A 25,914-nucleotide genomic window follows, 5' to 3' on the forward strand; every position below is an offset into this window, starting at 1 on the left:
GAAGGGGGAAGGAAACATGACGAGGGAAATCAGCATGTCAGCCGCATTGAATGAAGCGATCAAACTTGCGATGAGAAAGGACGATCACGTCATTTTAATGGGGGAAGATGTCGCAGGAGGAGCGAATGTCGATCATCTGCAGGATGATGAAGCATGGGGCGGTGTACTTGGCGTCACGAAAGGGATTGTTCAGGAATTTGGACGGGAGCGCGTCCTTGATACGCCGATCAGTGAAGCGGGGTACATCGGCGCAGCCATGGCGGCGGCTTCAACAGGTTTAAGGCCGATCGCGGAATTGATGTTTAACGATTTTATCGGCACGTGTCTGGACCAGGTGCTGAACCAGGGAGCGAAGTTCCGCTACATGTTTGGCGGAAAAGCGGAAGTTCCGATTACGATCCGGACGACCCACGGAGCCGGCTTTAGGGCAGCCGCCCAGCATTCGCAAAGCTTGTATGCCCTATTTACAAGCATTCCCGGCTTGAAAGTGATTGTGCCGTCGACCCCGTACGATGCGAAAGGCTTATTGCTCGCTGCGATTGAGGATCAGGACCCGGTTATCTTTTTTGAAGACAAAACGCTGTACAACATGACAGGCTATGTGCCGGAAGAATATTACACGCTTCCGATCGGAAAAGCCGATATCAAGCGGGAAGGCGCTGATGTAACGATTGTCGCAGTCGGCAAACAGGTTCATACGGCGCTTCAAGCGGCGGAACAGCTCTCACTGCAGGGAATCGAAGCCGAAGTCCTTGATCCGAGGAGTCTTTCACCGCTTGATGAGGAGGCCGTCCTTGCATCTGTTGAAAAAACAAACAGACTTGTGATCGTCGATGAAGCCAATCCGAGATGCAGCATCGCCGCGGATATCGCATCTTTGGCGGCAGATAAAGGATTTGATTCGCTTGATGCACCGGTTAAAAAGGTAACGGCTCCACATACGCCGGTTCCATTTTCACCGCCTCTTGAAGACCTGTATTTGCCGACGCCGGAAAAAGTGGTGAACACCGTGCTGGAGATGCTCGGAGAAATCTCAACACATACGGTATAAAGATTGGAAAGGAGAGGAGAACATGGCTGTCGAGGTTGTCATGCCGAAATTGGGAATGGCGATGAAAGAAGGTACGGTTTCCGTCTGGAATAAAAAAGTCGGTGAAGCCGTTGAAAAAGGAGAAAGCATTGCCAGCATCAATTCCGAAAAAATCGAAATGGAAATCGAATCTCCGGCAAACGGAACCGTGTTGGACATCAAAGTGTCCGAAGGAGAGGGAGTGCCGCCGGGAACGGTCATCTGCCAGATCGGGAATGAAAACGAACAAACGCCGGAAAGTCAAACAAAACAGCCGGATTCCCCGAAAGAACGGATTAAAATTTCTCCGGCTGCACGCAAAATCGCGCAAAGCGCAAATATAGACATCAAAACGCTGAAAGGCACGGGGCCCGGAGGGAGAATTACGAAAGCGGATGTGCTGCAGGCGCTTCCCGACAGGCCGAACAAGCAGGCGGATAAGGCTGAAGATCGTCCGCCGGCAAGCCCGATGAGGAAAACGATTGCCGCAAGAATGACGGAAAGCCTGCAAAACAGCGCCCAGCTGACGATTACGATGAAGGCGGACATCACGAAATTAACAGCCCTGCAAAAACAGCTTAATGAAACAGCTCAATCCAGGTATGATACAAAGCTGACGATCACTGATTTTGCCGCCAGGGCAGCTGTTTTTTCGCTTTTGGATCATCCGGCCATGAACAGCGTTTATCAAGACGGAAGGCTTGCGACCTTTGATCATGTTCATTTAGGAGTGGCGGCGGCTTTGGACGAAGGCCTGGCCGTTCCCGTCATCCGTCATGCCGAGCGGCTTCCGCTGATCGAACTGGCCAAGAAAATCAAATGGTACGCCAAAAAAGCGCGGGAAGGTAGGCTTCTGCACGACGAAATAGAAGGATCGACATTTACGATTACAAATCTCGGCGCATATGGTGTCGAGCACTTTACACCGATCTTAAATCCGCCGGAAACCGGGATACTTGGAATCGGCCAAATGTATTCGGCCCCCGTCTATCAAGACGGAGAACTGACAAAGGGCGCCATTCTGCCGCTCAGTCTGACTTTTGATCACCGCGCGCTTGATGGTGCGCCTGCTGCAGCATTCCTTTCAGATGTAAAAAAATATTTGGAAGATCCTGCATCGATTCTTTTATAGGGAGAAGGTGGATAGACTGTGACACTCGCGATTATAGGAGGGGGACCTGCGGGTTACGTAGCGGCGATAACAGCCGCCAAGAATAGCAGAGAAGTCATCCTGATTGAAGATGGCCCCCTCGGAGGGACGTGTTTAAATGAAGGGTGCATACCGACAAAAGCGCTTCTTGAGAGCGCCGATATGTTCGAGAAAGTAAAGTCCGCCGGTGCATTCGGCATCGGGCTGGCAGGCGAAAGCCCGACGGTTCAGTGGGAGGCCGTCCAGAGCCGTAAGAGAGAGATTATTCAGCGCCTCGCCGGGGGTATTAAATATTTGATGAATAAAAACAAAATCAAGGTGCTGCAAGGAAAAGCATCGTTCTTGTCGGAACACGACATAATTGTTGAAAAGGACGGAAAACAGGAGGTCATCAATGCCGGGCATGTGATTATAGCGGCAGGAGCGGAACCTGCCGCACTGCCTTTTGCGTCTTTTGACGGGAGCTGGATCATCGACAGCGGAGATGCCATGTCATTGCCGTCCATTCCTGAAACAATTTTTATTATCGGCGGAGGAATCATCGGTTGTGAATTTGCCAGTATATACAGCAGGTTGGGAGCGAACGTAGTGATAGCCGAGCAAGCGGAACAGATTTTGCCTGAGGAAGATCCGGATATTGCCGCCTTTCTGCACACAAGTCTCGAAGAGTCCGGCGTCCGTGTTTTCACATCTGTACAAGTGGAGCGTCTTGATCCTGCCCGGCAGCGCGTCTTTCTGAAAAATGGCGATGACAGCTTTAATATTCAAGCGGATCGATGTCTGGTCGCCGTCGGCCGAAAACCGAGAACTGCTGATTTGAAGCTTGAGCATATCGGAGTCCGATATGACAGGAAAGGGATTCAAGTCAACCAGCATATGCAGACAAACATTCCGCATATTTATGCGTGCGGGGATATCACAGGCGGAGTTCAGCTGGCGCATGCCGCCTTTCACGAAGGAATCGTCGCCGCATCCCATGCCTCGGGCAAAGACATGAAGGTCAACAGTGAAATCATTCCGCGCTGCATCTATACCTCGCCTGAGATCGCAAGCGTCGGCTTAAATGAAAAAAAGGCGAGGGAGCGCTACGGGGATGTTCGTATCGGTGAGTTTCCGTTTTCTTCAAACGGAAAAGCACTTATTTTAAATGAGGCTGCCGGAAAGGTCAAAATCATCACAGAGCCGGAGTATCAGGAAATTGTCGGGGTTTCGATCGTGGGTCCGGGAGCAACCGAACTGATCGGCCAGGCAGCCGTGATGATGCACGCTGAGCTGACGGCAGACGCAATGGAGCACTTCATCGCGGCTCATCCGACTCTTTCGGAAACGATTCACGAAGCTTTGCTGCAAGTCGCAGGCCAGGCGGTTCATTGCTGAATAATGGAAAACTTCGCACAGCAGGTAAGTGCGGAGTTTTTTTTATCGATATTGAAAGCGCTTTTATAATATAATGAGGAAAAAGCATTAGGAGAGGATGGAATGAATCCGACGCCCTGCTATTTAAATACGTGGAAACGTTTTGTTCAGGAGGGGCTCCTTGACCAGGCCCGCTTGAACAAAAGAGTCATGGAATCATGGTACCGCTGCAAAAGCCGAAATGTAAATCCGTATTTAGATAAAGGACAGTCAATTTTAAAAAAGGATTTATTCAACGCTCAAAAAAAGAAACATTCGTTATTCCTCGATATCGCCCTGCCTTATTTACACAATATCAGCCGTGAATTAAAAGAGTCGGAAATGATGGCGCTCTTGATCGATGCCGACGGGTACGTATTGAGTTTGGCCGGATGCCTGAGGACGCTTGAAGAGGCGAAAAAAATCAATTTTGTTGAGGGTGTGCGCTGGACGGAAACAGAAGTCGGCACGAACGCCATCGGAACCGCACTTGAAATCGGCGAAGCTGTCACCATTCACGGGACCGAGCATTTTTCGGTGGCATCCCATCATTGGAGCTGTTCTGCTGCACCGATTCGCGATGAAGACGGCACCGTTATGGGTTTGATTGATATTTCCTGTCTCACGGATAGAAGGCATCCCTTTATGCTTGGGATGGCTGCTACTGCCGCACACGCCATCGAGCGCGAGGTCAGCGTACACACGAAAAAAAACGAAGCCGAGCTCATCAGCCATTGTCTTGAAAAAATCGATTCGGATCAGCCGTTTATCGTCTGCAATGAAAAAGACAAAATCGTAGCTGCGAGCAGATCGGTGCGGGAACGTTTTTCCGACTGGAGGAGAATGGATGTCAATGATCTGTATGAGCGCGGGTTTGCCGGCGTGCACAAGCAGACGATTTTCTCCGCAAAAGACGGGAGGCCCCTCGGAAAGTCGATGGCACTGGCTGAAGTCTCCCGCAAAAAAACAGCTCCATCACTCGCATCCGGTTTCATCTATCCAGGAGAAACCGGAACAAGCCGGGCGTTTCAGCAGGCGCTTAACGACATGAGGCTTGCGGCTCAGACGGATGCGAATGTATACATATGGGGGGAGACAGGCTCCGGAAAGGAACTTGCCGCAAGGGCCATTCATCAGGCAAGCGCCCGGAGAAACGGGCCTTTTATCGCCGTCAACTGCGGCGCCATTCCTGAAAGCCTGATGGAGAGCGAATTGTTCGGCTATGCCGAAGGTGCATTTACAGGAGCAAAGCGCCGCGGTTCAAAAGGGAAGTTTGAACAGGCTCACCGCGGTACGATTTTTCTCGATGAAATCGGTGAGATCCCTTATCAGATGCAAGTGGCGCTCTTAAGGATCATCGAAGAGCGGAAGGTCACCCCGATCGGCGGAACCCGTGAAGTTCCCCTCGACATCAGAATCATCACAGCAACACACCGTGATCTGAAAGATCTTCTCCAAAAAGGAAAGATACGTGAAGATCTGTATTACCGCCTTCATGTTTATCCGGTAAAAGTACCGCCGCTCAGAGAGCGCAAAGAGGACATACCTGATTTGTTCCGCCACTATCAGCAGCAACACGGGTGGAAGGCCGATTTTCCGCCGATTTTTTTCAATCGGCTTCAAGAATATCACTGGCCGGGAAACGTCCGTGAGCTCTTTAATACGTTTGAAAGGCTCAGGGTTTTATTTCCGGACGGCGGGCTGATCGCCCCGTCCCAATACAGCGCGGTGCTGGACGGACTCCATTGGAAAAGCGGCGCACCTTCTGAAGAAGACCGGCTCACATTCAGAGAACGTGTTCAAAAACAAACGATGATGGAAGCTTTGCAAAAAACGAAAGGAAATGTGTCCGAAGCGGCTAAGCAGGCCGGAATTCCAAGAAGCACATTTTACAAGCGGCTTCGAAAGTATAACCTTTAACCTCTCGGCGCCCAAAGCATGACGCTGACACCGGCTAAACAGATCACGGCCCCGGCCCAATCATAGAGGTCGGGGGTTTTTTTGTCCACCAGCCAACCCCAAAGCACAGCCAGAATAATAAATACGCCCCCGTACGCGGCATAGACGCGCCCGAACGATGGAAACGCCTGAAAAGCCGGGATTATGCCGTAAATGATTAAAGTCAGCCCTCCGGCTACCCCGTACCACAGCGGTTTGGCTTCCCTCAGCCACAGCCATACGAGATAGCCCCCGCCGATTTCAGCCAAGCCCGCCAGCAAAAATAAACCGATTGCGATCAGCATCAACAACACACTCCAATTCAGTGAATTGCCTTTATTCTACACGACATAAAACGGCCGGGAAAGTTCCCGTTTTTCGGGAAAATAAACAGAACGCGAGTATAGGAACTGTCTTTCCCGAACCTGTTGGAACGGCTCCTTCAGCATGATATAAGTAAATTGTAAACGCTTATAAGGGGGCTTTAAAAATGGATAAAACGTATTCGATTGTCATTGCAGGCGGAGGAAGCACATTTACCCCGGGGATTGTATTGATGCTCTTGGACAATTTGGATGATTTCCCGATCCGACAGCTGAAATTGTATGACAATGATGGGGAGCGGCAAGACAAGATAGCCGGCGCCTGTGAAGTGTTGGTTCGAGAAAGGGCTCCGCACATTCAATTTTTAGCGACAACCGATCCGGAAGAGGCGTTTTCCGATGTTGATTTTGTCATGGCTCATATCAGAGTGGGCAAATATGCGATGCGCGAGCTCGATGAAAAGATCCCTCTGAAATACGGAGTCGTCGGCCAGGAGACGTGCGGACCCGGAGGGATTGCGTACGGAATGAGGTCGATTGGCGGCGTCCTTGAGCTCATTGATTATATGGAAACTTATTCACCTGATGCGTGGATGCTGAACTATTCAAACCCGGCTGCAATCGTTGCCGAAGCGACGAGAAGGCTGCGGCCGACATCAAAAGTGCTGAACATTTGCGATATGCCGATCGGTATCGAAGACAGGATGGCTCAAATTCTCGGGCTGTCATCACGAAAAGAGATGGTCGTCCGTTATTACGGTCTTAATCATTTTGGCTGGTGGACGTCAATTTGTGATAAAAACGGCAATGATCTGATGCCGGCGATCAAGGAGCACGTCGGGAAGTTCGGCTATATTCCTGAACACGAACATGAAAAGGCTGAGGCCAGCTGGAACGACACGTTCAAAAAAGCGAGGGAAGTATATGAACTCGATCCTGAGACGCTTCCAAATACGTATTTGCAATATTATTTTTATCCCGATGACATGGTGAAAAAATCAAACCCTGAATTCACGCGGGCGAACGAAGTAATGGAAGGGCGGGAAAAATTCATTTTCGGCGAGTGTGAAAAAATCGCAAAAGCCCAATCCAGCGCCGGCAGCAAAATCAAAATTGATGATCATGCTTCATATATTGTCGACCTTGCGCGCGCCCTTGCTTTTAATACCGGTGAACGGATGCTGTTAATTGTTGAAAATAACGGAGCGATCCAAAACTTCGATTCATCGGCGATGGTTGAGGTGCCTTGCATTGTCGGCAAAAACGGTCCGGAGCCGATCACAATCGGCAAGATACCGCAGTTCCAAAAAGGGCTGATGGAACAGCAGGTGTCTGTTGAAAAGCTTGTCGTTGAAGCCTGGATTGAAAAATCGTATCAAAAGCTTTGGCAGGCTCTGATTTTGTCGCGCACCGTGCCGAATGCAAGAACAGCCAAACTGATTCTCGATGATCTGATTGAAGCGAACAAAGCATATTGGCCGGAGCTCTCCGCGGAACATCTTCAGCCGTCGCTTTAAGGATAAAAGCGCCTGGGCTCCTGAGCCATACCGGCCAGCCCAGGCATATCTCCCATTTATTCTCGTATTTTATATAATAGAGACAGAGAATAAATGGGGTGAAAATGATGCAGTTGGAAGAATTAATGAACAAGCATTATAAAAAATTGAACGAAAACGACTTTCATGTTTTGAAATATATTTTGAACCATCAAGACACTTGCTACAAGCTGGGCATCAACGAATTAGCAAAGAAATGCAACGTATCCCGCACATCGATTTTAAGGCTTTCTCAAAAATTGGATTTCAGCGGGTACAGTGAGTTCAGGGTGTTTCTGAAATGGGAGGCCGAGAAACGGGAAGAAGAGCGGGAAGATTGCCGTTCCTTTGAATGCCTCATGAGGGATATGGAAGCAAGCATGAAGTATTTGAAAAATACGGATTTGCGCAAGATGTGTCAGCTCATTGACGAAGCAGACCGCATTTTTGTCTATGGTTCAGGTACCGCTCAGACCACGTGCGCTTATGAGCTGCAGCGAATGTTTGTTTCTCAGCACCGTTATTTGACGGTGATCAAAGATCAAATCGATTTCCACCTCATGTTTCCTGATTTTAGCCCGGCCGATCTGATCATCATCATTTCGCTGTCAGGAGAAACCCCGTCGCTGATTCCGCAGGCACAGTCTCTGTCGGCAAAAGGCATTCCTTTTATCTCTTTGACTAATTTGAAAAATAATCTGCTCGCCCAGCTCACGCCTTACAATCTCTATGCGCCGAGCCAGACGGTGACGGTTTATCCAAAAACGGAGCTGACAGCTTTTGCGCCCTTTTTTCTCGTTGGGGAAGCGCTGTTTCGCAGCTATGTCGACTATGCTGAAGAAAAGAAAAATCAGGAATAACAGGGGGGATTCGCATTGATGCAAAAAGTACAGCGATTCGGAAGCGCCATGTTTGTGCCGGTTTTGCTATTTGCCTTTGCCGGGATCGTCGTGGGCCTCAGCACATTATTTAAAAATGAGCAGCTGATGGGAGCGCTTGCCCGTCAGGACACCTTTTGGTATCAATTCTGGTATATCCTTGAAGAAGGCGGCTGGACTGTCTTCAGGCAAATGCCGCTGCTGTTTGCGGTCGGAATTCCGATCGCACTGGCGAAAAAAGCGCAGGCGAGGGCATGTTTGGAAGCGCTTACTACCTATCTGACCTTCAATTATTTTGTCAGCGCCATTTTGACAGTATGGGGCGATTTTTTAGGTGTTGATATGACACAGGAAGCCGGAGGAACAAGCGGACTTGCGGAAATCGCCGGCATCAAAACCCTTGATACGAACATTATCGGGGCGATTCTGATTTCATCGATTGTCGTTTATATCCACAATCGCTACTTTGATAAGAAGCTGCCCGATTTTTTAGGAATATTTCAAGGCTCTTCATTTGTCGTTATCATTTCATTTGCGATCATGCTTCCGGTAGCGCTTGCGACCGCGTGGATTTGGCCGATGGTGCAGGGCGGCATTGCGTCGCTGCAAAGCTTCCTTGTCGCCTCAGGAGCATTCGGTGTATGGGTTTACACATTTTTGGAAAGAATTTTGATCCCTACAGGCCTGCATCACTTCATCTACACGCCATTTGTTTTCGGCCCGGCCGTAGTTGAAGGCGGAATTGTCACCTATTGGGCGCAGCATCTCAGCGAGTTCTCGGCAAGCTCTGAGCCGTTGAAAGAGCTCTTTCCTCAAGGCGGATTCGCGCTCCACGGAAACTCTAAAATCTTCGGAATTCTGGGGATCGCGCTCGCGATCTATGTAACAGCCAGAAAAGAAAAGAAGAAAATCGTTGCCGGTCTGCTGATTCCGATCACGCTGACAGCGGTGATTGCGGGGATCACGGAGCCGATCGAATTTACGTTTTTATTCATTTCGCCGCTGCTGTTTTTCGTACACAGTCTCTTGGCCGCGACGATGGCAACCTTGATGTATGCTGCAGGGGTTGTCGGAAATATGGGCGGCGGTTTAATCGAGATTTTAACGCTCAACTGGATCCCTCTGTTTCATCAGCATGGCAGCACTTATATTTTTCAAATTTTGATCGGCTTGTCTTTCACCGCCATTTACTTCTTCGTATTCAGGTTCTTGATTGTAAAATTGGATATCGCCACACCGGGGCGTGAAAAAGACCAGCAGCAGGAGACCAAATTTTATTCGAAAAAAGAATACAAGGCGAAAAAAGAGTCCGAAAAAGAGGTTTCTGCTGCGCAGGAAATGGATGAAACCGATCAGGCGGTTCTTTGCATCAAAGCGCTCGGCGGAAAAGAAAACATAGCTGAAGTGACGAATTGTGCGACAAGACTGAGAGTCAGCGTGTATGATGAATCGAAAGTGGAGCCGGACAGTACGTTTAAGTCCTTTGGCGTTCACGGTGTCGTCAGAAACGGGAAAGCCTTGCAAATTATCATCGGTCTTTCGGTTCCGCAAGTCCGTGAAAGGGTTGAGAAGCTGCTGGATCAATCATAATTGTGCCGGGGAAAATAGCATCTCCTGAAACGACAAATGCAAGTTGCGGAGACTTGCATGTACGATTGGGGGATGCTCTTTTGATGCAGAGACAAGCTAACGCTTCACAGGTTATCCGCATTAGCTCGCTGCATGCCAATTCCCGTTTATTATCTTTTTTTGCAGTTCAGCACGTAAATTTCATTCTTCAGCTGTTCAGATGTTTTAATGACGACTTTTTCGCTGCCCTGAAAATCCAATATGCCGTCGTATCTTTCGATGACTTCGTCAATATGTTTGAAGTGGCGGACATGGGCGCGAGAATCATAGTTAGGCACAGAAATCACCATATCGCTCCCTTGAGGAAGACTTGATAAAAACGCCTTGTCTTTCTCGATATGCTCTAATACTTCCAGCAAAACAAAAACATTGTATTTTTGCAGCATCCGGACGATCGCCTCGTCATATACATTCCCTTCGATGAAAGTAAACGAGGGATTATACCTTTTGGCTTCTTCAAGCATTCCTTTGGAAAAATCGATGCCTAAATATTTTCTGTATCCTTTGTCATATAAAAGCTTTGCGAATCTCCCTGTGCCGCAGCCAATATCAACAATCGTTTCATCTTTGGACTCCGGCAATAGACGTGCAGCTTCTTCATACACCTTTTTCCAAGGGCTTTTTTCAAGCGGAATCAGATGTCGGTCAATAAATTGATCATAAAACTCAGCGGGCATTTCCGTTCCCATGTTTTTCACCTCGAAATCTTTTAAATCATCAGTAATAGAAATATATGTCCGAAAAGAAAATGCGTGCGGGAACAATCCCGCCGGATAAGAAAAATGGATCCATTCATCACCGTTTCCGCTGCTCCAAAAAATCTATTATCGCGTCTGCTATTTCTTGTGCGCGCGCATGATAGGTATGCCGCGAATGAACGAGACGGTAGCCGTTGTCTGTGATACGCTGCCTTTCTTTTTCGTTTTGAAGATAGTATTTTGCTTTATCATAAAAGTCTTCAACTTCACAAGCAATGAAATGGGTGCCGTCTTTAAAACCAAGATCGTAAATATCTTGATTTGGTTCCGCCAGCAACAACGTTCTGCAGGCAGGAGCTTCAAAAAATTTCAACAACGGGTAGCGAAGGGTGCTTCCGCACGTGAAAAATATCTTGGCCCTGTTCAGTTCCTGGGCATACTTTTCATTCAAAAAAGCCTGCTTGATTTCTTCTTCATCAGTTATGACATTGCCGGGATGGGGGTGGTGAACAAACCCTTCTTCATGCTTCATGGTCTGCAGTACAGCTTCCCTAAAAAGGTATTTTCCTTTTGGGGGGTATCTTTTGTTTCCTTCATGCACGAGTCCCATGAGCAAATAGTCTATCGTTTTTTTCAACTTCCAGTCCTTGAATATTTCTGGATCAACTGCCCATGGAACCCATCTGAATTTTTCTTCATACTGGGGATATTCATTTAAAAAATGCTCTTTTGTCACTGAAAAAATTAAATCAATTTGGTTTTCTTCGAAATAGCTGCTTCTGATCTGTTGATTAAAATGAGAATCGATCACAAACGCGCCGGTGGGGATGTTTGTATCCTTGAGCCCCCTTATGTTTGGGGATAATGAGAAGCCGTAGGCAATGTCGTAGTGGAAAATGAAATCAGGGCGAAATTGGATTTTGTCCAAAATATCCGGAAGATAGCCGTCTGTATGCCAGTACATGACTTCGGCAAACTCCTCCAGAGATTTCATCATTTTATACTTTACTTCATGTTTGGGCATGGTCTTCCAAAACGTTTTAATCAGAACTAATATTTTCAAGCATCTCCGCATTTCTTTCTCCTCTCAGGAAGTAATCTTTCCCTATTTAATATATGAGGATTAAAAATTGATGTTCAGGCAAGCATGAAAAGGCGGGGATCTGAAAAATATGCGGAATAAAACGGCAAAACAAAAAGGCGATGCACTTGAGATGCACGCCTTTTTTAATGATTTTCCCGTTCATTGGCGCCGTCCGGATCGATCCATTCCTGCGACCATTTTTCCATTCCTTTAAGGACCGATTCGAGCGCCTGTCCTTTTTCAGTCAGGGAGTATTCGATCCGCACCGGAGTTTCTGGATACACGTGCCGGTGGATGATGCCTTCGTGTTCGAGTTCTTTTAATCTTTCGGATAACAGCCTTCCGCTGATGGGAAGGGAAGATTCTATATGGCAAAACCGCTGCGGTCCGTTAAGAAGCTGGTGAATGATGAATCCATTCCAGCGCTGACTTATCATTTTCATTCCTTTTTCGAATTTCGGACATAAAGATGATAGGCTCATATTTCTCACCTCTCTAGGTCTATTATAACGGTATATCAATGAATGAGCAAAGCTCATAAAATGTCTTGACGTAAGTTTCTTATTTATATATACTAACTTACACAAAGTAAGTAACGAACGAAAAAAGGAGGACACTGCAGACTTCTTATGCGGATGATATGTTGATAGATGGATAAAGTTGGTGTACGTCATTGGTCTTTTAAATAAAAAATAAACTAGAGGAGAAAATAATGAACAACAAATACGAATTAGGTGCATTTATTTTACGTTTGGTTACCGGTCTTACATTTTTGCTTCACGGTCTCTCAAAATTTCAAGGCGGGATTGAAAATACTGTAGGATTTTTTAGCAGTGTCGGAATTCCGGGCTTTCTCGCCTATATCGTAGCGATTATCGAATTGGCCGGAGGGGCTTTAATGATTCTCGGGCTCGGTACGCGTGTGATTGGCCTTTTATTTGCGATTGTCATGCTGGGGGCCATTTTCACTGTTAAGCTATCCGCCGGATTCATGGGAACGGATGGAGGCGCAGGCTATGAATTTGATGTAGCGCTTCTTGCAATGTCTATATACTTGGGCTTGAGCGGAAGCCGCATGCTGTCTCTTGATGGTTTATTCCGTTCCAAAGGGCAGGAGAAACCAAGGAAAGAAGGAAAAACAGATGACGCAGCAAATCCACCCGGGCACTGAGCTCGGATATGTAAAGCTGAAGGTGAGCCGTCTTGAAAGATCGGTTTCTTTTTACAGGGATGTGATCGGTTTTCAAGTATTAAAACGTGACGGAAAAACGGCGGAGTTCACAGTTGACGGGAAAAATCCGCTTCTGATTATTGAGGAAATTCCAAATGCTGTTGTGCTGCCTGAAAGATCGGCAGCAGGCCTTTATCATTTTGCCATTTTGCTTCCAAATCGAAAGCAGCTCGGCATGGCTGTGAAGCATTTGCTCCGCTCCGGCATTGAACTCGGCCAGGGAGATCACCTTGTCAGCGAGGCGCTTTACTTGTCAGATCCTGATCAAAACGGAATTGAAATCTACCGGGACCGCCCGCGTGAGGGCTGGAAGCGTGATGAACAGGGGAACTACGTAATGGGTACGGAGCCGGTTGATGTCCAAGGTCTTCTTGAAGAAGCCGATGGTCACGAATGGCAAGGTCTTCCCTCTGAAACAAAAATCGGACACGTCCATTTTCATGTCAAGGATTTAAAGCTGGCGAAAGAATTTTACCACTCTGTGCTGGGATTTGATATCACAGGAGATTATCAACACATGTCAGCGCTTTTCGTCTCTGCCGGAGGCTACCATCACCATATCGGCTTAAACATCTGGGCCGGACAACATGCGCCATTTGCTCCACTTAATGCGGCAGGCATGGCATATTACACGGTTCTTCTCCCGAGTCAGGCGGAATTGGACTGCATCGTGAAAAAACTGAAAAGCTCAGGTTATGCCGTTGAGCATCAAGAAAACGCATGGTTTGTTAAAGACCCGGCTTCAGGCATTGATATCAGGTTGACTGCTTGAAAAGGCGAAACTTTAGTTTCGCCTTTTTTTTATGCCATTCAATCAAAGGACAACAATAGCAAAGAATGAGAATAAACAGACATTAATAACAAAGATTCAGGGGCGGCAGCTGTGCTAACATGAATTTGAAAAATTGGAAATGAAACAGGGGTGAAGGTTGATGGCAAAAAGCCTGACTGGCAAGGCGAAACATCCGCCTGTCTGGAATCCGAATGTTGACGGCGGGCGGTTTTGCAATCCCGTTCTTTTCATGGACTACTCAGATCCCGATGTCGTTTGGAAAGGCAGCGACTTTTTTATGGCGGCCTCGAGTTTTTCCTGTTTTCCCGGAATTCCCGTTTTGCACTCTACAGATTTGGTGAATTGGTCTTTGATCAGCCATGTGTTTGACGAGCTCCCCTTCGGCGAATACGAGGCCCCTGCTCACGGCAAAGGAGCATGGGCGCCGAGCATTCGGTACCATAACGGGGAATTCCTGGTGTATTTCGCTACGCCTGATGAGGGAATCTTTATGAGCAAAACATCAGATCCGTTTAAAGGATGGGAGCCTCTCATACACGTCAAAAAGACAAAGGGCTGGATTGATCCTTGTCCATTTTGGGATGACGACGGAAATGCCTATTTGATCCACGCCTATGCCAACAGCAGAATCGGAATCAAGAGCAAGCTGAATCTCTGCCGAATGAAAAAAGACGGAACGGCATTGGAAGACGATGGCGAGATCGTCTTTGACGGTACGCTGAACCACCCTACCATTGAAGGGCCGAAACTGTATAAAAAAGACGGCTATTATTATATCTTTGCCCCGGCCGGAGGGGTGAAGACAGGCTGGCAGACGGTTTTGCGGAGCAAGCAGATTTACGGTCCCTATGAAGATAAGGTTGTCCTCCACCAAGGAAATACAGCGATTAACGGTCCGCACCAGGGAGGCTGGATTGAGCTTGATTCCGAAGAATCATGGTTTATCCACTTTCAAGATCGCGGAGCATTCGGCAGAGTAGTGCACCTTCAACCTGTCCGCTGGATCGACGGCTGGCCGTTGATGGGCGAAGACATAGACGGCGACGGGATCGGCGAACCTGTTTTGCAATGGGAAAAGCCGAAGACAAACGCCAAAGAAGTGAAACAGCCCTTTGACCATGCCAATGATGATTTTTCTTCAGATCGCCTTGCGCTTCATTGGCAATGGGAAGCGAATCCGAAGCAAGACTGGTACTCTCTCAGCGCCACTCCCGGCCGGCTTCGCTTGTACAGCCGCGGCATCCCGCATCCGTTCAAACTGAGCCGTCTGCCGAACCTTCTGATGCAGAAATTTTCGGGCCCAAGCTTTACAGCAACGGTCAAATTGTCGCTAAACGCCTTCTCGGACACTATGCTGGCCGGCTTGGCTGTAATGGGAAGGGAATACGCCTATCTCGGCTTTTCGAAATCGGAAAACGGCTATCGGCTTTCTGTATACAAAGGCCGTATGGAAGGTGAACAGGAAGATGTCAAAACAGAAGAGCACGGTGTACAGGCGGAAACGGTCTATTTGCGCGTGACTGTTGATGAACAGGCGGTGTGCCGTTTCAGCTACAGCATGGATCAGCGTCATTTCACACAGATTGGGGATTCGTTTCAGGCTGTTCCCGGGCGATGGACGGGTGCCAAGGCAGGTGTATATTGCACGGATACCGGAGGAGCAGACGGACAGGACGGCTGGTGCGATATCAATTGGTTCAGGGTCGAACCGGCAGGAGGGGAATGTCATGAATGGTGAACACACATATACGAACCCGGTGTTGACCGGTTTTCACCCAGATCCTTCAATTATCAAAGTCGGGGAAGATTTTTACATGGTGAACTCAACGTTTCAGTATTTCCCGGCAATCGTTATTTCCCACTCTAAAGATTTAGTCCATTGGAAGATCATCGGCCACGGAATTACGGAGAATGACAGATTGGATCTGTCTGATATCAAAGATTCACACGGCATTTGGGCGCCCGATATCTCGTATCATGACGGAACCTTCTACATTTTCGCGACACACAGGCTGAACGGACCGACCGTCATCAACGGACGAGAGCTGATCCGCAGGCAAATCATGATCAAGTCCAGCCGTCCTGAAGGCCCTTATTCAAAGCCCGTTTTCATTGATGAAGGAAGCGGCATCGATCCGTCTCACTTTGTTGATGACGACGGGAAACACTATATGCTGCTCAGTCCTGCTTGCACGCTCTTTCCTTTAAATGACGAGTGCACAGAAGTTTCCGGCGAGCCGGTTCAGATTTGGGAAGGGACCGGCAGAAGGGCGCCTGAAGGGCCGCATGTGCTGAAAAAAGACGGGTATTACTATGCGATATTGGCGGAAGGAGGCACCGGATATTCCCACTCGATCACGATAGCCCGCTCGACGCATTTGTACGGTCCTTATGAGCCCTGCCCGTATAACCCGATATTAACGCAGACAGACCCGGATGCTCCGATTCAAAGAGCGGGGCACGGCAAGCTCGTTGAAACCCAGAATGGAGAATGGTGGGCGGTGTATCTATGCGGGCGGCCCAATGAGGGAAACTATACAACGGTTGGCAGGGAGACCGCTTTGGATCCCGTCGAATGGAAGGATGACGGCTGGTTTGTCATCAACGGCTTGAACGGCCCGAGTCTGATCCAGCGCGCTCCCAACCTTCCTCCGGTCAAATGGGATGAAAAGACTTTCGACGATTTTGACGATGATACGCTCGGTCTTGACTGGCAGTTTGTCAGAAATCCCGACCATTCAGGCTGGTCTTTGACCGAAAGACCGGGATATCTCAGGCTATGGACAGGTGATTGGGATTTACACGACATCCGCGCAAAAAATACGGTCGTCAGAAGGGAAAAGCACCACCAATACAGCGCCGGCGTGAAACTCGACTTTTCACCTGCGGCGTCCGGCGAGCAAGCGGGGATCGTCTGCTACTACAGCACGCATAATTATTTGAAATGCTGTCTGACCTATGAAGAAGGATTAAAGATCAAGGTCATGGAAAATCGCTCCGGCTTCCAAAAAACGCTTGGGGAAAAACATGCCGAAGCCGGCCCGCTGTATTTAAAAGCCGTCATCAATAAGCAAAAGAGGGATTTTTACTACAGTTATGAAGGGAAGCATTGGCATCACGCAGGCGGTACTTATGATGCCCGTTTCTTAAGCGATGAGGGGTCGCGTGACGCAAAAGGACATACAGGAACGATGGTGGGGGTATTCGCCAATAATGGCGGAAGCGGCAGAAAGGCCGTCGCTGATTTTGACTGGTTCCGTTATACCGCATATTAAATGTCTCTGCTTTTTTTCCTGTATTGAAGCGGCGGGATGCCGACGATTTCTTTAAATACTTTATTAAAGTGGCTGATATGCTTAAAACCGGTATCCGCGGCGATGTCCAATATTTTCTCGTCTGTATCACGAAGCCGTTTTTTCGCTTCGCGGATTCTGATATGCCGGATATACTCCTGAAGATGAAAGCCGGTCACTTTTTTAAACACTCTGCTTAAATATGATGGGCTGATATAAAATTGTCCGGCCAGCCCGTTTAATGTCATCGTTTCTTGAAAGCTGCCATTGATATATGAAGCGATTTCCGAGATTTTTTCATCCATCGGGTGAAGCGGCCGTGTTTGATTGCGTCCGCCGCCCGCAAGGCTCCGGTAAATGGTAAAAAGCAGCTGAAACAATAGCGCCCTCACGACATCTTCGTGTCCTTCTTTTTTCAGCTTGCACTCCTTCTTCATCTCCATCAGCAGGTGTTCGACTGCCGCCTGTTCACGGAGGGAAAATGCGATGAAATTTTGATGTTCCGGAAACGGAAGCAGCCGATAATGGCTGCACTCAAGCAATGGTTCAATGAAATTGTGCGAGAAATTAATCAGGATGCGTTCGAACTCTTGAACTTCCGTGCTTGACGTTCGGTGGAGGTCGTGGGGGTTGATGATGATCATCGAGCCTTTTTCCGCGGTATAGACGCTTTGGTTAATAAAATACGTGCGTTCTCCGCTGAGCAGATAATACAGTTCATAGCCTTCATGAACATGCGGCGCGTTCATCTCGGTAAATCCTTTTCTCTGCATATATTGAATCGAAAAAGAATGCTCGGCTATGAAATATTTAGGATGGAGCATGTCGGGCATTCCTCCTTGAAAACGTTTTCTTATCAAGCGGGAGGGATCATATGAAAAAGTTATGTTGCCTGATCTTGATCTTGGTTTTTTCAGCGGGCTGCACGCAGCAAAAGGCGTCAACAGAAGAGGGCGGGGCGCTTGAAATCGATTGGCTCGTACCGCTCCACACGCCGCAGCCTCCGAAGGAGAAGGCGCTTGAGATCATTGAAGACAAAACGAATACAAAGCTGAAGCTCATTTGGGTTCCGGATTCAACAAAAGAAGAGCGGATCAATACAACGCTTGCTGGCGGAAGCATGCCTAAAGTGATGACATTGCCTGATCTTGAAGATTCAGCGGTTGTCAGCGCGCTGCGGTCGGGAATGTTCTGGGAAATCGGTCCGTATTTAAAAGACTATCCGAATTTAAGAACGCTTGATAAAACCATTTTAAAAAATATCTCGGTTGATGGCAAAGTTTACGGGATTTATAGAGAAAGGCCGATGGCCAGACAGGGAGTCGTGATTCGGAAAGATTGGCTCGACAATCTCGGCTTGGAAATGCCGGAAACCGTTGATGACCTTTATAAAATAGCAAAAGCGTTCACAGAACAGGACCCCGATCAAAACGGAAAAGACGATACGATCGGTCTTGCCGACCGCAATGATCTCACCTTCGGAGCGTTTAAAACCTTGGCTTCGTACTTTGGCGCACCGAATGAATGGGGGACCGACGAAGACGAAAATCTGTTTCCTTATTTTAAGCATGAGGCCTATAAAGACACAATGGCATATATGAAAAAGTTTTATGAAGAAGGCCTGATGAACCGGGACTTCGCGGTGACAAGCAAAACGCAGCAGCAGGATTTAGTGATTCAGGGAAAAGCGGGAATCTACATCGGCGCAATGAGCGATGCCATGAACTTGCGTGATCAGGGACTCGCTTTGAATCCCGAATTTCAGCTTGAGATCGCAAACCTGATCAAAGGCCCCGACGGCAAGGAGCGCACATGGGCGCTCGGCGGTCATGGCGGGATGTTCGCCATTTCGAAATCAAGCGTCAAGACTGAAGAAGAGGTCAAAAAAATTCTCGCATTTTTTGACAGAATCGCTGAAGAAGACCTCAACAATTTAATGCTGTATGGAATAGAAGGCGTACACTATGAAAAGAAAGGCGACAGCGGCTATTTTCGAAAACAGGAATACTACCATCTGTGGGAAGCGGAAATTCAGCCGTTAAACCAGCTGATCGGCATCAATAAACAAGCTTTAAAAAGCGCTGAAGATCCACTGCGCGCCAAAAATGAAAAGCTTGAGGAGGACAACCGGGCAATCGCAGTCCAGAATCCGGCCGAACCGCTGTATTCCGCTGCACAGATGGACAGGGGAACAGAATTGAAGAAAATCATCGATGACGCCACATTCAAATTTATTCTCGGGGAAATCAATGAAAAAAGCTTTGACAAGGCAGTCGTAAAATGGGAGAAGCATGGCGGCGGAACGATTATGAAAGAGCTGAATGAAGATCTGAAAAAGGCAAACTAAACAGAAAAACCCTTTCCGTTTTTTCAAAAGGAAAGGGTTTTTCATCATATTTGCTCCAAGTTCATTTTCTTTAAATTCTGCAAAATAAACAATATAATTCCATCAAAGGACGAAAAGGAGGAAGCGATATGCAGACTGCCGTTATATATGCACACCCAAATCCAAACAGTTTCAACGGAGCCATTTTAAATCAAGTCATAAAGGCGCTTGAGGACGGTAAGCATTCTTATGACGTCATTGATTTGTATAGAGACCGGTTTGTGATCCCGTTCTATTATTTGATGAAAAGAAAAGGCGTTCTGATATGAAGCGCGACCCGGAAACCGCCGAATATCGAAGAATTGTCAAAAACGCCGACCATCTGATTTTCATTTATCCGCTTTGGTGGGGCGGGATGCCGGCGATCATGAAAGGATTTATTGACCGCGTTTTTGTAGCCGGAGAAGCTTATACATATCAAGGAAAGCTGCCAAAAGGCCTGCTGAAGGCGCCTACGGCTTCGGTTTACTACACGGCTGACGCCCCATCATGGTATTTGCGGTTTTGGCGGCGGGATGCCGACTGGGTGACGGTTAAAGATGTGATGTTGAAGTTTTGCGGCGTACGGCGGGTAAGGCGACTGCTGTTTGCCGGTGTGAAAGACAGCTCCGACGGAAAACGAACGCAATGGCTTGACCGTGTCTACCGGTCTATAGCTCCTGCAGATCGGGGGATCAGCGAATGAAAAAGGATCTGAAATGGCTGGATTGGGCAAAGGAAATTCAAGCCATCGCCCAGGCGGGGCTTGCCTATACAAAAGATGACTTTGATCGTGAACGTTTTGAGCGGCTTCGCGAGTTGAGCTGTGAAATTATCGCCGATTATGCGGAAACCGATTTCTCAAAAGTGAAAGAGCTTTTTGCCGGAGAATCAGGCTATCAAACACCTAAAGTCGATGTGAGAGCCGTGATTTTTAAAGATCATAAGCTCCTCCTTGTCCAGGAAAAAGCAGACGGTAAATGGGCGCTGCCAGGCGGATGGGCAGACATCGGCTTTACGCCGAAAGAAATTGCGGTTAAAGAAACGCTTGAAGAGACAGGTTTGAAAGTCAAGGCGCACAAACTTTTGGCGGTCATGGATAAAAAGCGCCACAACCACCCTCCTTCCGCCTTCCACATCTATAAGCTGTTTATTGCCTGTCAAATTGTCGGAGGCAAGGCGGAAGCGGGGATGGAAACGCAAAACCTTGGATTTTTCCCATTGGAGAATCTGCCTGAATTATCGGAAGCAAGGAATACGTATGAACAGATCGAATACCTTTTTGGAAAGCATGATGCAGTGTATTGCGACTAGGGGAGGAACAGACAATGGATCAGTTGAAATATCCGATCGGCACTTTTTCAAAACCGCTTGAAGCGGAAGAAAGGGAACGGAAAAAATGGATCGGGGATCTGAAGCAAGCGCCGCATCTCCTGAGTAGCGCGGTGGCGGGACTAAATGAAGAACAGCTTGATACGCCGTACCGGACCGGAGGCTGGACTGTCCGGCAAGTCGTTCACCATCTTGCCGACAGCCATATGAACGGCTATATTCGAAGCAAATTGGCACTGACTGAGGAGGCGCCTTTGATCCGCACGTTTGACGAACAGAATTGGGCCGGACTTACCGATGCCAGAACGCTCGATCCGGCTTTGTCGCTGGCGCTTTTGAACACGCTGCATCTGCGCTGGACCGCTTTTTTTGAATCTTTAACAGAAGCGGATTTTGAAAAAGCGTACATTTATCCTGACACAGGAGAGGAAATGAAGCTGTATCAAGCGCTCGCTCTCTATGTGTGGCACTCACACCACCATATTGCCCATATTACAGAGCTTCGAAAAAGAATGGGTTGGAACTGAAAAAACGCGCCGCTGCGCGTTTTTTGTTTACCGTTTGTTTTCAGGGGGGATGGTTAACACTAACATAACAGCAGAATCGTTGGTTTTTGCTTTTTCTAGCCGGTAAATTAAGGTAAGATATATGAGTTATCACTCAAAACGTGATGGATTTATCCTGTGATTAGAGAGAAGTGGTTTTTCATGAAAAAAAATGCGCTGGCGATTTTAAGGATTGTAATTCCGGCGGCTGTTCTTTTGTTTGTCTTTTTTCAAGCGAAAAAAGAACTGGCCGGGCTGTCTTTTAAAGCAACATTTTTGATTATCGATCAAATTAATCGGGTTGACCTGTTTATCCTTGTTTTTCTCGGACTTGCCGCCATTTTGGCGATGACATTATACGATTTTGTTCTGGTTCGCTCACTCGGAATGAAGGTTTCGAAATGGAAGACGATCAAGGTGTCCTGGATCGCTAACTCGCTTAACAATGTTCTCGGGTTCGGCGGATTGTCCGGTGCAGGATTGAGAACGATCCTTTACAAAGAGCATGTTGATGATGTGAAGAAGCTGATCAGGGGGATCGCATGGCTTGCGTCTTCGATTCTTCTCGGGCTGTCTGTCCTCTGCCTTCTCGTCCTTGCCGGGATTCTGCCTGCCGGAGATCTGTTTACAGAAAAAGCGTGGGTGCTGCTGGCTGTTACCGGTACGGCGATAATCGCTCCCGGTGCGGCCATCATTTTAATGATCAAAAAGAGGAGAAGCGCAGGAGCCGAAAAAGGCATGCGGCTTTCGGTCTTCTTTTCGTATTTGGGTGCATCTGTGATCGAGTGGTTTGCCGCTGCAGCGGTTATGTATTATTCCCTTGTAACGATGGGGGTCGATTTAGATGCGAAAACCGTTCTCGGCGTTTTTACAATTGCATCTGTAGCCGGAATGATCAGTCTCGTTCCCGGCGGATTCGGTTCGTTCGACCTGCTTTTTTTGGTGGGGATGAGCAAGCTTGGGGTTGATCAGGAAATCACTCTGACGGCGATTGTGCTTTACAGGCTTGCCTATTCGTTTATCCCTTTTGTATTCGGCCTTATTTTTGCAGCAGCCGATTTGACTGGGAATACAATGAAGAAGCTCGAAGAAAAGCCGATTATTGCCCCGGCAATAGAAACGACCAATATTCTGTTGATTTTACACAGAGCGCTGTTATTCAGACTGCTGAACGGTTCGCTTTCAGTCATCGCGTTTTGCAGCGGAGCGATTGTGATCGCATCCGTGGCGCTGCCGATTGACAGGATTACATTGATACCGAATATTCCGAAGTACATGCTGGTGTTTTTTAACGGCTTGTCCCTCAGTTTCGGCTTGATTTTGCTGATCCTGCCGCTGGAGCTTTATCGGAGGACAAAGAGATCTTATTATATGACGCTGACCGCTTTGGTTCTTGCCTTTCTGTTCACGCTTTTTAAAGGTTTTAATATTAGCGCGGTCTTCATGATTCCTGTGGTATTTGTCCTGTTTGTCCTGCTGAGGGGGCAGTTTACAAGGGAGCGGGCTGTCTACACATTTGGGCAAATCGCATGGGGAGCTTTTATCTTTCTCTTTACTTTGCTGAATTACAATATTATCGCTTCAAACATTTGGGAGGCGCTCGGCCATATTCTCGTAAAAGATTATTTCATTCACAGTGAACGCCATGTCGACTTCGCGACGTTTTTTGCATTATTTTTCGTTCCGCTGTATTTCGTTGTTTTCATCTGGACGTTTAACAGGAAAACGAAAGAGGTCGGTGAAGCTCCTGACCCGGAGAAACTGGAGGCATTCTTAAAAGAAAAAGGCGGAAACGCTTTGAGTCATTTGGGTTTTTTAGGTGACAAGCGGTTTTTTTATTCAAGCGACGGGAATGCGCTGATTCAATTCGCCAAAGTCGGCCAGCGTCTCGTTGTGCTCGGCGACCCGTCCGGCCTGGAAGGCTCGTTTCCGCTCGTGATCAAAGAATTTCTTCATACGGCTGACCAAAAAGGGTATCTTGTCATTTTCTATCAGATCGAACGAGAAGACATGGGGCTCTATCATGATTTCGGATACCGTTTTTTCAAGCTTGGAGAAGAGGCGATTGTCGACCTTGACACCTTTACAATCACCGGAAAAAAGCGGGCCGGGTTAAGGGCGATTCACAACCGCTTTGAACGGGAAGGGTATACATTTCATGTCGAACAGCCGCCGTTTTCGGCAGAATTCCTCAACGAGTTGAGGCAGGTATCTGATGAATGGCTCGGCCGAAAAAAAGAAAAAGGCTTTTCGCTCGGGTTTTTTCATGAAGATTATTTGCAGAAAGCGCCGATTGCCGTTTTAAAAAGCGAAGAAGGCGAGATCGTCGCGTTTATGAATATCATGCCGATGTACCGCGAAGGGGAAATATCCATCGATCTGATGCGCTATTCGAAGAAAGCGCCGAAAGGAATCATGGATGCGCTGTTCATCTATTTATTTCAATGGGGAAAAGAACAGGGCTACACGGCCTTCAATATGGGAATGGCCCCTTTATCGAATGTAGGGACATCGTTTCAGTCATTCTGGACGGAGCGATTAGCCGCTGTGATTTTCAACAATGTCAGCTACATGTACAGTTTTAGCGGACTGCGGTCTTTTAAAGAAAAATATAAACCGGTTTGGCGGGGAAAATATTTAGCCTACCGGAAAAACCGATCTCTCCCGGTGACGATGATCCTTGTGACGAGGCTGATCGGAAGGAGAACGAAGTGAGGCCGTTTTTTAAAACGGTCTTTTTTAGATTGCCATTGTAAGAAGCAATGAAAGGCGGTATACTGCAAATGATTGGAAGGAAAGGATCGAACTCGACAAATGGGGGATCAAAATGAAGCAAATTGAAGTATTAAGATATGATGCATTTTCAAAGACGGCGGGTCTGGGAAACCCGGCGGGCATCGTGCTTGAAGCAGACGGATTGACCGATCGTGAAATGCAGAAGATCGCTGAACAGGCAGGCTATAACGAAACGTCTTTCCTGCTGCCGAGCGAGTCGGCCGACATAAGGATCCGCTACTTTACGCCGGGCCATGAAATGAATCTATGCGGACATACGACTGTTGCTTCACTTTATGCGCTTCTGGAAAAAGGCGCGATCGAAGCCGGGGCGGAGTTGAAGGTCGAAACAAAAGCGGGTGTTCTTTCCGTGTATACCGCTTCTGACGGCAATCAGCGGTTTTTGGTGACGTTGGAGCAGGCGCCACCGAGTTTTCAGTCATTCACAGGAAGCAGAAGCCAACTGGCGGAAGCGCTGGGGATCAGCGAAGCGGACTTTCATGAAGCATTGCCCGTTGTTTACGGCAGCACAGGGATATGGACATTGCTTGTGCCGGTGAGAGATTTGGCCGCAATCCGCAGGATGAAGCCCGTTCAAGCTGAATTCCCCAACATTTTAACCGAAATGCCGCGGGCATCAGTCCACCCGTTTTGCCTGGAGACGATTCATCGGGATTGCCAGCTTCACGGCAGGCATTTTTCATCGCCTTATTCCGGAACGAGTGAAGATCCTGTCACAGGAACAGCATCAGGAGTGATGGGCGCTTATATGAAAACGTACGGAAAGGAATTCTGTGAAGAGGGCCGGACTGATTTTCTAATCGAACAGGGTCAGGAAATGGGAAAAGACGGAAAAGTGAAAATCGAAGTTGCGGAACAAAACGGCATCATGAAAGTGCGGATGACAGGAACCGCTGTATTTGCTGAAAAGCAGAGCTTCGAGGTGTAAAACAGATACCGCCTTTTTTTAACGAGTGATGATCATTGCAAACGCCAGCGGTAAACATTATAATCAACAATGATAATCATTTTCATTTGAGGGGGCGGCCACATGAACGACACGCTGGAAATTCAAAGTATTCGCGATTGTGTCAGAAATAGAAGAACGATTCGAAAGTTTAAACAGGATCCGGTGCCGAAAGAAGTGGTGCTGGAACTCTTGGAAGATGCGGTTTATGCGCCGAACCACAAGCTGACAGAACCGTGGCGGTTCATTTATATCGGGACGGAAAGCGGGAAAAAGAAGCATGCCGACAATTTAAAAGCGGCGTTTAAAGAGCTCAAGCCGAATATGCAGGAAGAACAAATCAATAAGTTCAGAGAGCATATTCTCAGCGTTCCGGCTTTTCTCTTCGTTATTATGAAAGAAGACGAAAACGAACGGGTCAGAAGAGATGATTTTGCAGCTGTCAGCTGTTTGATCCAGAATCTTCAGCTTCTCGCTTGGGAAAAAGGCATCGGCATGGTATGGAAGAGCGGGGAAGTTCTTTCTCATGAAACATTGCACAGGTTAATGGGGCTGAAGCGCGATGAGCGGGTAGCAGCTCTCTTGCAGATCGGATATCCTGCGGAAATTCCTGAAGCGAAGCACAGGACCCCGGCAGCACAGCTACTGACCGAATTAACTTAAAGAATGAGGCCCGGGAATCCCGGGCCTCGATTATTATTTTGACTGCCGCTTTTCCGCGCGCTTATCAGCCGCCTGCATGCGGGCTTGTGCTTCGCGGTCATCCTGATCGGCGAGTTCCGCAGAATATTCCTCGTATACTCCGTCAGCTTCTCTCTTATACTGATCAGGAACTTGAGGGAGCTTTTGCTTGTTTTTGTCACGGTTTTTGTGGATTGCATTTCTGCCCATATGATCACTCCTCATCAATAATC

23 protein-coding genes and 1 pseudogene are annotated in these 25,914 nt (G+C 47.8%); 18 read left to right on the forward strand and 6 right to left on the reverse strand.

All coding sequences use genetic code 11. The features are described from left to right. The first annotated feature begins 16 nt into the window (after window positions 1-16). The 4 genes from ACH97_RS22305 to ACH97_RS22320 all read left to right on the forward strand — a co-directional run bounded on the left by ACH97_RS22305 (window position 17) and on the right by ACH97_RS22320 (window position 5,534). A complete protein-coding gene (locus tag ACH97_RS22305) occupies window positions 17-1,051 on the forward strand; it encodes an alpha-ketoacid dehydrogenase subunit beta (protein ID WP_035339180.1) in 1,035 nt (344 codons plus the stop codon). Between the two features lie 22 nt (window positions 1,052-1,073). Continuing rightward, window positions 1,074-2,201, forward strand: a complete 1,128-nt coding sequence (locus tag ACH97_RS22310) for a dihydrolipoamide acetyltransferase family protein (protein ID WP_020450596.1) — start codon at window positions 1,074-1,076, stop codon at window positions 2,199-2,201. 18 nt (window positions 2,202-2,219) lie between these two features. Next, window positions 2,220-3,596, forward strand: a complete 1,377-nt coding sequence (lpdA, locus tag ACH97_RS22315; RefSeq protein WP_020450597.1) for a dihydrolipoyl dehydrogenase — start codon at window positions 2,220-2,222, stop codon at window positions 3,594-3,596. A 102-nt stretch (window positions 3,597-3,698) separates the two neighbouring features. Continuing rightward, the gene (locus ACH97_RS22320; RefSeq protein ID WP_020450598.1) at window positions 3,699-5,534 is read left to right on the forward strand and encodes a sigma-54-dependent Fis family transcriptional regulator; all 1,836 of its coding nucleotides are present in this window, start codon (window positions 3,699-3,701) and stop codon (window positions 5,532-5,534) included. On the opposite strand, the gene ACH97_RS22325 is transcribed toward ACH97_RS22320, so the two are convergent. Further along, window positions 5,531-5,860 carry a YnfA family protein gene (locus tag ACH97_RS22325; RefSeq protein ID WP_161513128.1) on the reverse strand — a complete coding sequence of 110 codons (330 nt, stop codon included), beginning with the start codon at window positions 5,858-5,860 and terminating at the stop codon, window positions 5,531-5,533. The genes ACH97_RS22320 and ACH97_RS22325 overlap by 4 nt on opposite strands. 182 nt (window positions 5,861-6,042) lie before the next feature. Here ACH97_RS22325 and glvA point away from each other — a divergent pair, with 182 nt between their 5' ends. The 3 genes from glvA (at window position 6,043) to ACH97_RS22340 (ending at window position 9,878) form a co-directional block, all read left to right on the forward strand. After that, complete coding sequence (gene glvA, locus ACH97_RS22330; RefSeq protein WP_020450600.1) at window positions 6,043-7,392, forward strand: maltose-6'-phosphate glucosidase; 1,350 nt, start codon at window positions 6,043-6,045, stop codon at window positions 7,390-7,392. A gap of 107 nt (window positions 7,393-7,499) precedes the next feature. Further along, entirely contained in the window at window positions 7,500-8,270 is a 771-nt protein-coding gene (locus tag ACH97_RS22335) for a MurR/RpiR family transcriptional regulator (RefSeq protein WP_048350626.1), read from the forward strand. Between the two features lie 15 nt (window positions 8,271-8,285). Beyond that, window positions 8,286-9,878 (forward strand): alpha-glucoside-specific PTS transporter subunit IIBC, encoded by a 1,593-nt coding sequence (locus tag ACH97_RS22340; RefSeq protein WP_048350625.1) that lies wholly within the window; start codon window positions 8,286-8,288, stop codon window positions 9,876-9,878. Between the two features lie 149 nt (window positions 9,879-10,027). Here the strand turns inward: ACH97_RS22340 and ACH97_RS22345 are convergent, their stop codons facing one another. The 3 genes from ACH97_RS22345 to ACH97_RS22355 form a co-directional block, all read right to left on the reverse strand. Continuing rightward, window positions 10,028-10,606, reverse strand: a complete 579-nt coding sequence (locus ACH97_RS22345; RefSeq protein WP_026580631.1) for a class I SAM-dependent methyltransferase — start codon at window positions 10,604-10,606, stop codon at window positions 10,028-10,030. A gap of 106 nt (window positions 10,607-10,712) precedes the next feature. After that, on the reverse strand, window positions 10,713-11,690 hold the full coding sequence (locus ACH97_RS22350) for a glycosyltransferase family protein (RefSeq protein ID WP_023855896.1): 978 nt from the start codon (window positions 11,688-11,690) through the stop codon (window positions 10,713-10,715). Window positions 11,691-11,842: 152 nt separating this feature from the next. Continuing rightward, window positions 11,843-12,181 (reverse strand): winged helix-turn-helix transcriptional regulator, encoded by a 339-nt coding sequence (locus tag ACH97_RS22355; RefSeq protein WP_020450605.1) that lies wholly within the window; start codon window positions 12,179-12,181, stop codon window positions 11,843-11,845. Window positions 12,182-12,411: 230 nt separating this feature from the next. On the opposite strand from ACH97_RS22355, the gene ACH97_RS22360 reads away from it, so the two are divergent. From ACH97_RS22360 to ACH97_RS22375, 4 genes are all read left to right on the forward strand, one after another. Next, window positions 12,412-12,870: a DoxX family protein gene (locus tag ACH97_RS22360; RefSeq protein WP_048350624.1), complete on the forward strand. Its 459-nt coding sequence runs from the start codon at window positions 12,412-12,414 to the stop codon at window positions 12,868-12,870. Beyond that, window positions 12,842-13,702, forward strand: coding sequence for a VOC family protein (locus ACH97_RS22365; RefSeq protein WP_048350623.1), 861 nt, complete (start codon window positions 12,842-12,844; stop codon window positions 13,700-13,702). Before ACH97_RS22360 ends, ACH97_RS22365 begins: the two co-directional genes overlap by 29 nt. A 160-nt stretch (window positions 13,703-13,862) precedes the next feature. Next, complete coding sequence (locus tag ACH97_RS22370) at window positions 13,863-15,461, forward strand: glycoside hydrolase family 43 protein (RefSeq protein WP_048350622.1); 1,599 nt, start codon at window positions 13,863-13,865, stop codon at window positions 15,459-15,461. After that, window positions 15,451-16,998 carry a glycoside hydrolase family 43 protein gene (locus tag ACH97_RS22375; RefSeq protein WP_048350621.1) on the forward strand — a complete coding sequence of 516 codons (1,548 nt, stop codon included), beginning with the start codon at window positions 15,451-15,453 and terminating at the stop codon, window positions 16,996-16,998. The genes ACH97_RS22370 and ACH97_RS22375 overlap by 11 nt, the downstream gene beginning before the upstream one ends. Here the strand turns inward: ACH97_RS22375 and ACH97_RS22380 are convergent. Further along, the gene (locus tag ACH97_RS22380) at window positions 16,995-17,840 is read right to left on the reverse strand and encodes a helix-turn-helix transcriptional regulator (RefSeq protein ID WP_020450610.1); all 846 of its coding nucleotides are present in this window, start codon (window positions 17,838-17,840) and stop codon (window positions 16,995-16,997) included. The genes ACH97_RS22375 and ACH97_RS22380 overlap by 4 nt on opposite strands. Window positions 17,841-17,890: 50 nt before the next feature. Between ACH97_RS22380 and ACH97_RS22385 the strand changes: the two genes are divergently transcribed. The 7 genes and pseudogenes from ACH97_RS22385 (at window position 17,891) to ACH97_RS22415 (ending at window position 25,663) form a co-directional block, all read left to right on the forward strand. Then, window positions 17,891-19,363: an extracellular solute-binding protein gene (locus tag ACH97_RS22385; protein WP_035339176.1), complete on the forward strand. Its 1,473-nt coding sequence runs from the start codon at window positions 17,891-17,893 to the stop codon at window positions 19,361-19,363. Window positions 19,364-19,491: 128 nt separating this feature from the next. Continuing rightward, window positions 19,492-20,087, forward strand: a pseudogene (locus ACH97_RS22390) (NAD(P)H-dependent oxidoreductase). Continuing rightward, window positions 20,084-20,695: an NUDIX hydrolase gene (locus ACH97_RS22395; RefSeq protein ID WP_048350617.1), complete on the forward strand. Its 612-nt coding sequence runs from the start codon at window positions 20,084-20,086 to the stop codon at window positions 20,693-20,695. Before ACH97_RS22390 ends, ACH97_RS22395 begins: the two are co-directional and overlap by 4 nt. Before the next feature lie 14 nt (window positions 20,696-20,709). Next, window positions 20,710-21,240 carry a YfiT family bacillithiol transferase gene (locus tag ACH97_RS22400; RefSeq protein ID WP_020450614.1) on the forward strand — a complete coding sequence of 177 codons (531 nt, stop codon included), beginning with the start codon at window positions 20,710-20,712 and terminating at the stop codon, window positions 21,238-21,240. A gap of 180 nt (window positions 21,241-21,420) precedes the next feature. After that, window positions 21,421-23,973: a bifunctional lysylphosphatidylglycerol flippase/synthetase MprF gene (mprF, locus tag ACH97_RS22405; RefSeq protein WP_025810187.1), complete on the forward strand. Its 2,553-nt coding sequence runs from the start codon at window positions 21,421-21,423 to the stop codon at window positions 23,971-23,973. Between the two features lie 112 nt (window positions 23,974-24,085). After that, window positions 24,086-24,982 carry a PhzF family phenazine biosynthesis isomerase gene (locus ACH97_RS22410; protein WP_048350616.1) on the forward strand — a complete coding sequence of 299 codons (897 nt, stop codon included), beginning with the start codon at window positions 24,086-24,088 and terminating at the stop codon, window positions 24,980-24,982. A gap of 102 nt (window positions 24,983-25,084) precedes the next feature. Beyond that, entirely contained in the window at window positions 25,085-25,663 is a 579-nt protein-coding gene (locus tag ACH97_RS22415) for a nitroreductase family protein (protein ID WP_020450617.1), read from the forward strand. A 33-nt stretch (window positions 25,664-25,696) separates the two neighbouring features. On the opposite strand, the gene ACH97_RS22420 is transcribed toward ACH97_RS22415, so the two are convergent. After that, window positions 25,697-25,891 carry a YfhD family protein gene (locus ACH97_RS22420; protein ID WP_020450618.1) on the reverse strand — a complete coding sequence of 65 codons (195 nt, stop codon included), beginning with the start codon at window positions 25,889-25,891 and terminating at the stop codon, window positions 25,697-25,699. Window positions 25,892-25,914: the final 23 nt, after the last annotated feature.

The sequence above is a fragment of the Bacillus paralicheniformis genome, assembly GCF_001042485.2.
Taxonomy (GTDB): Bacteria; Bacillota; Bacilli; order Bacillales; family Bacillaceae; genus Bacillus; species Bacillus paralicheniformis.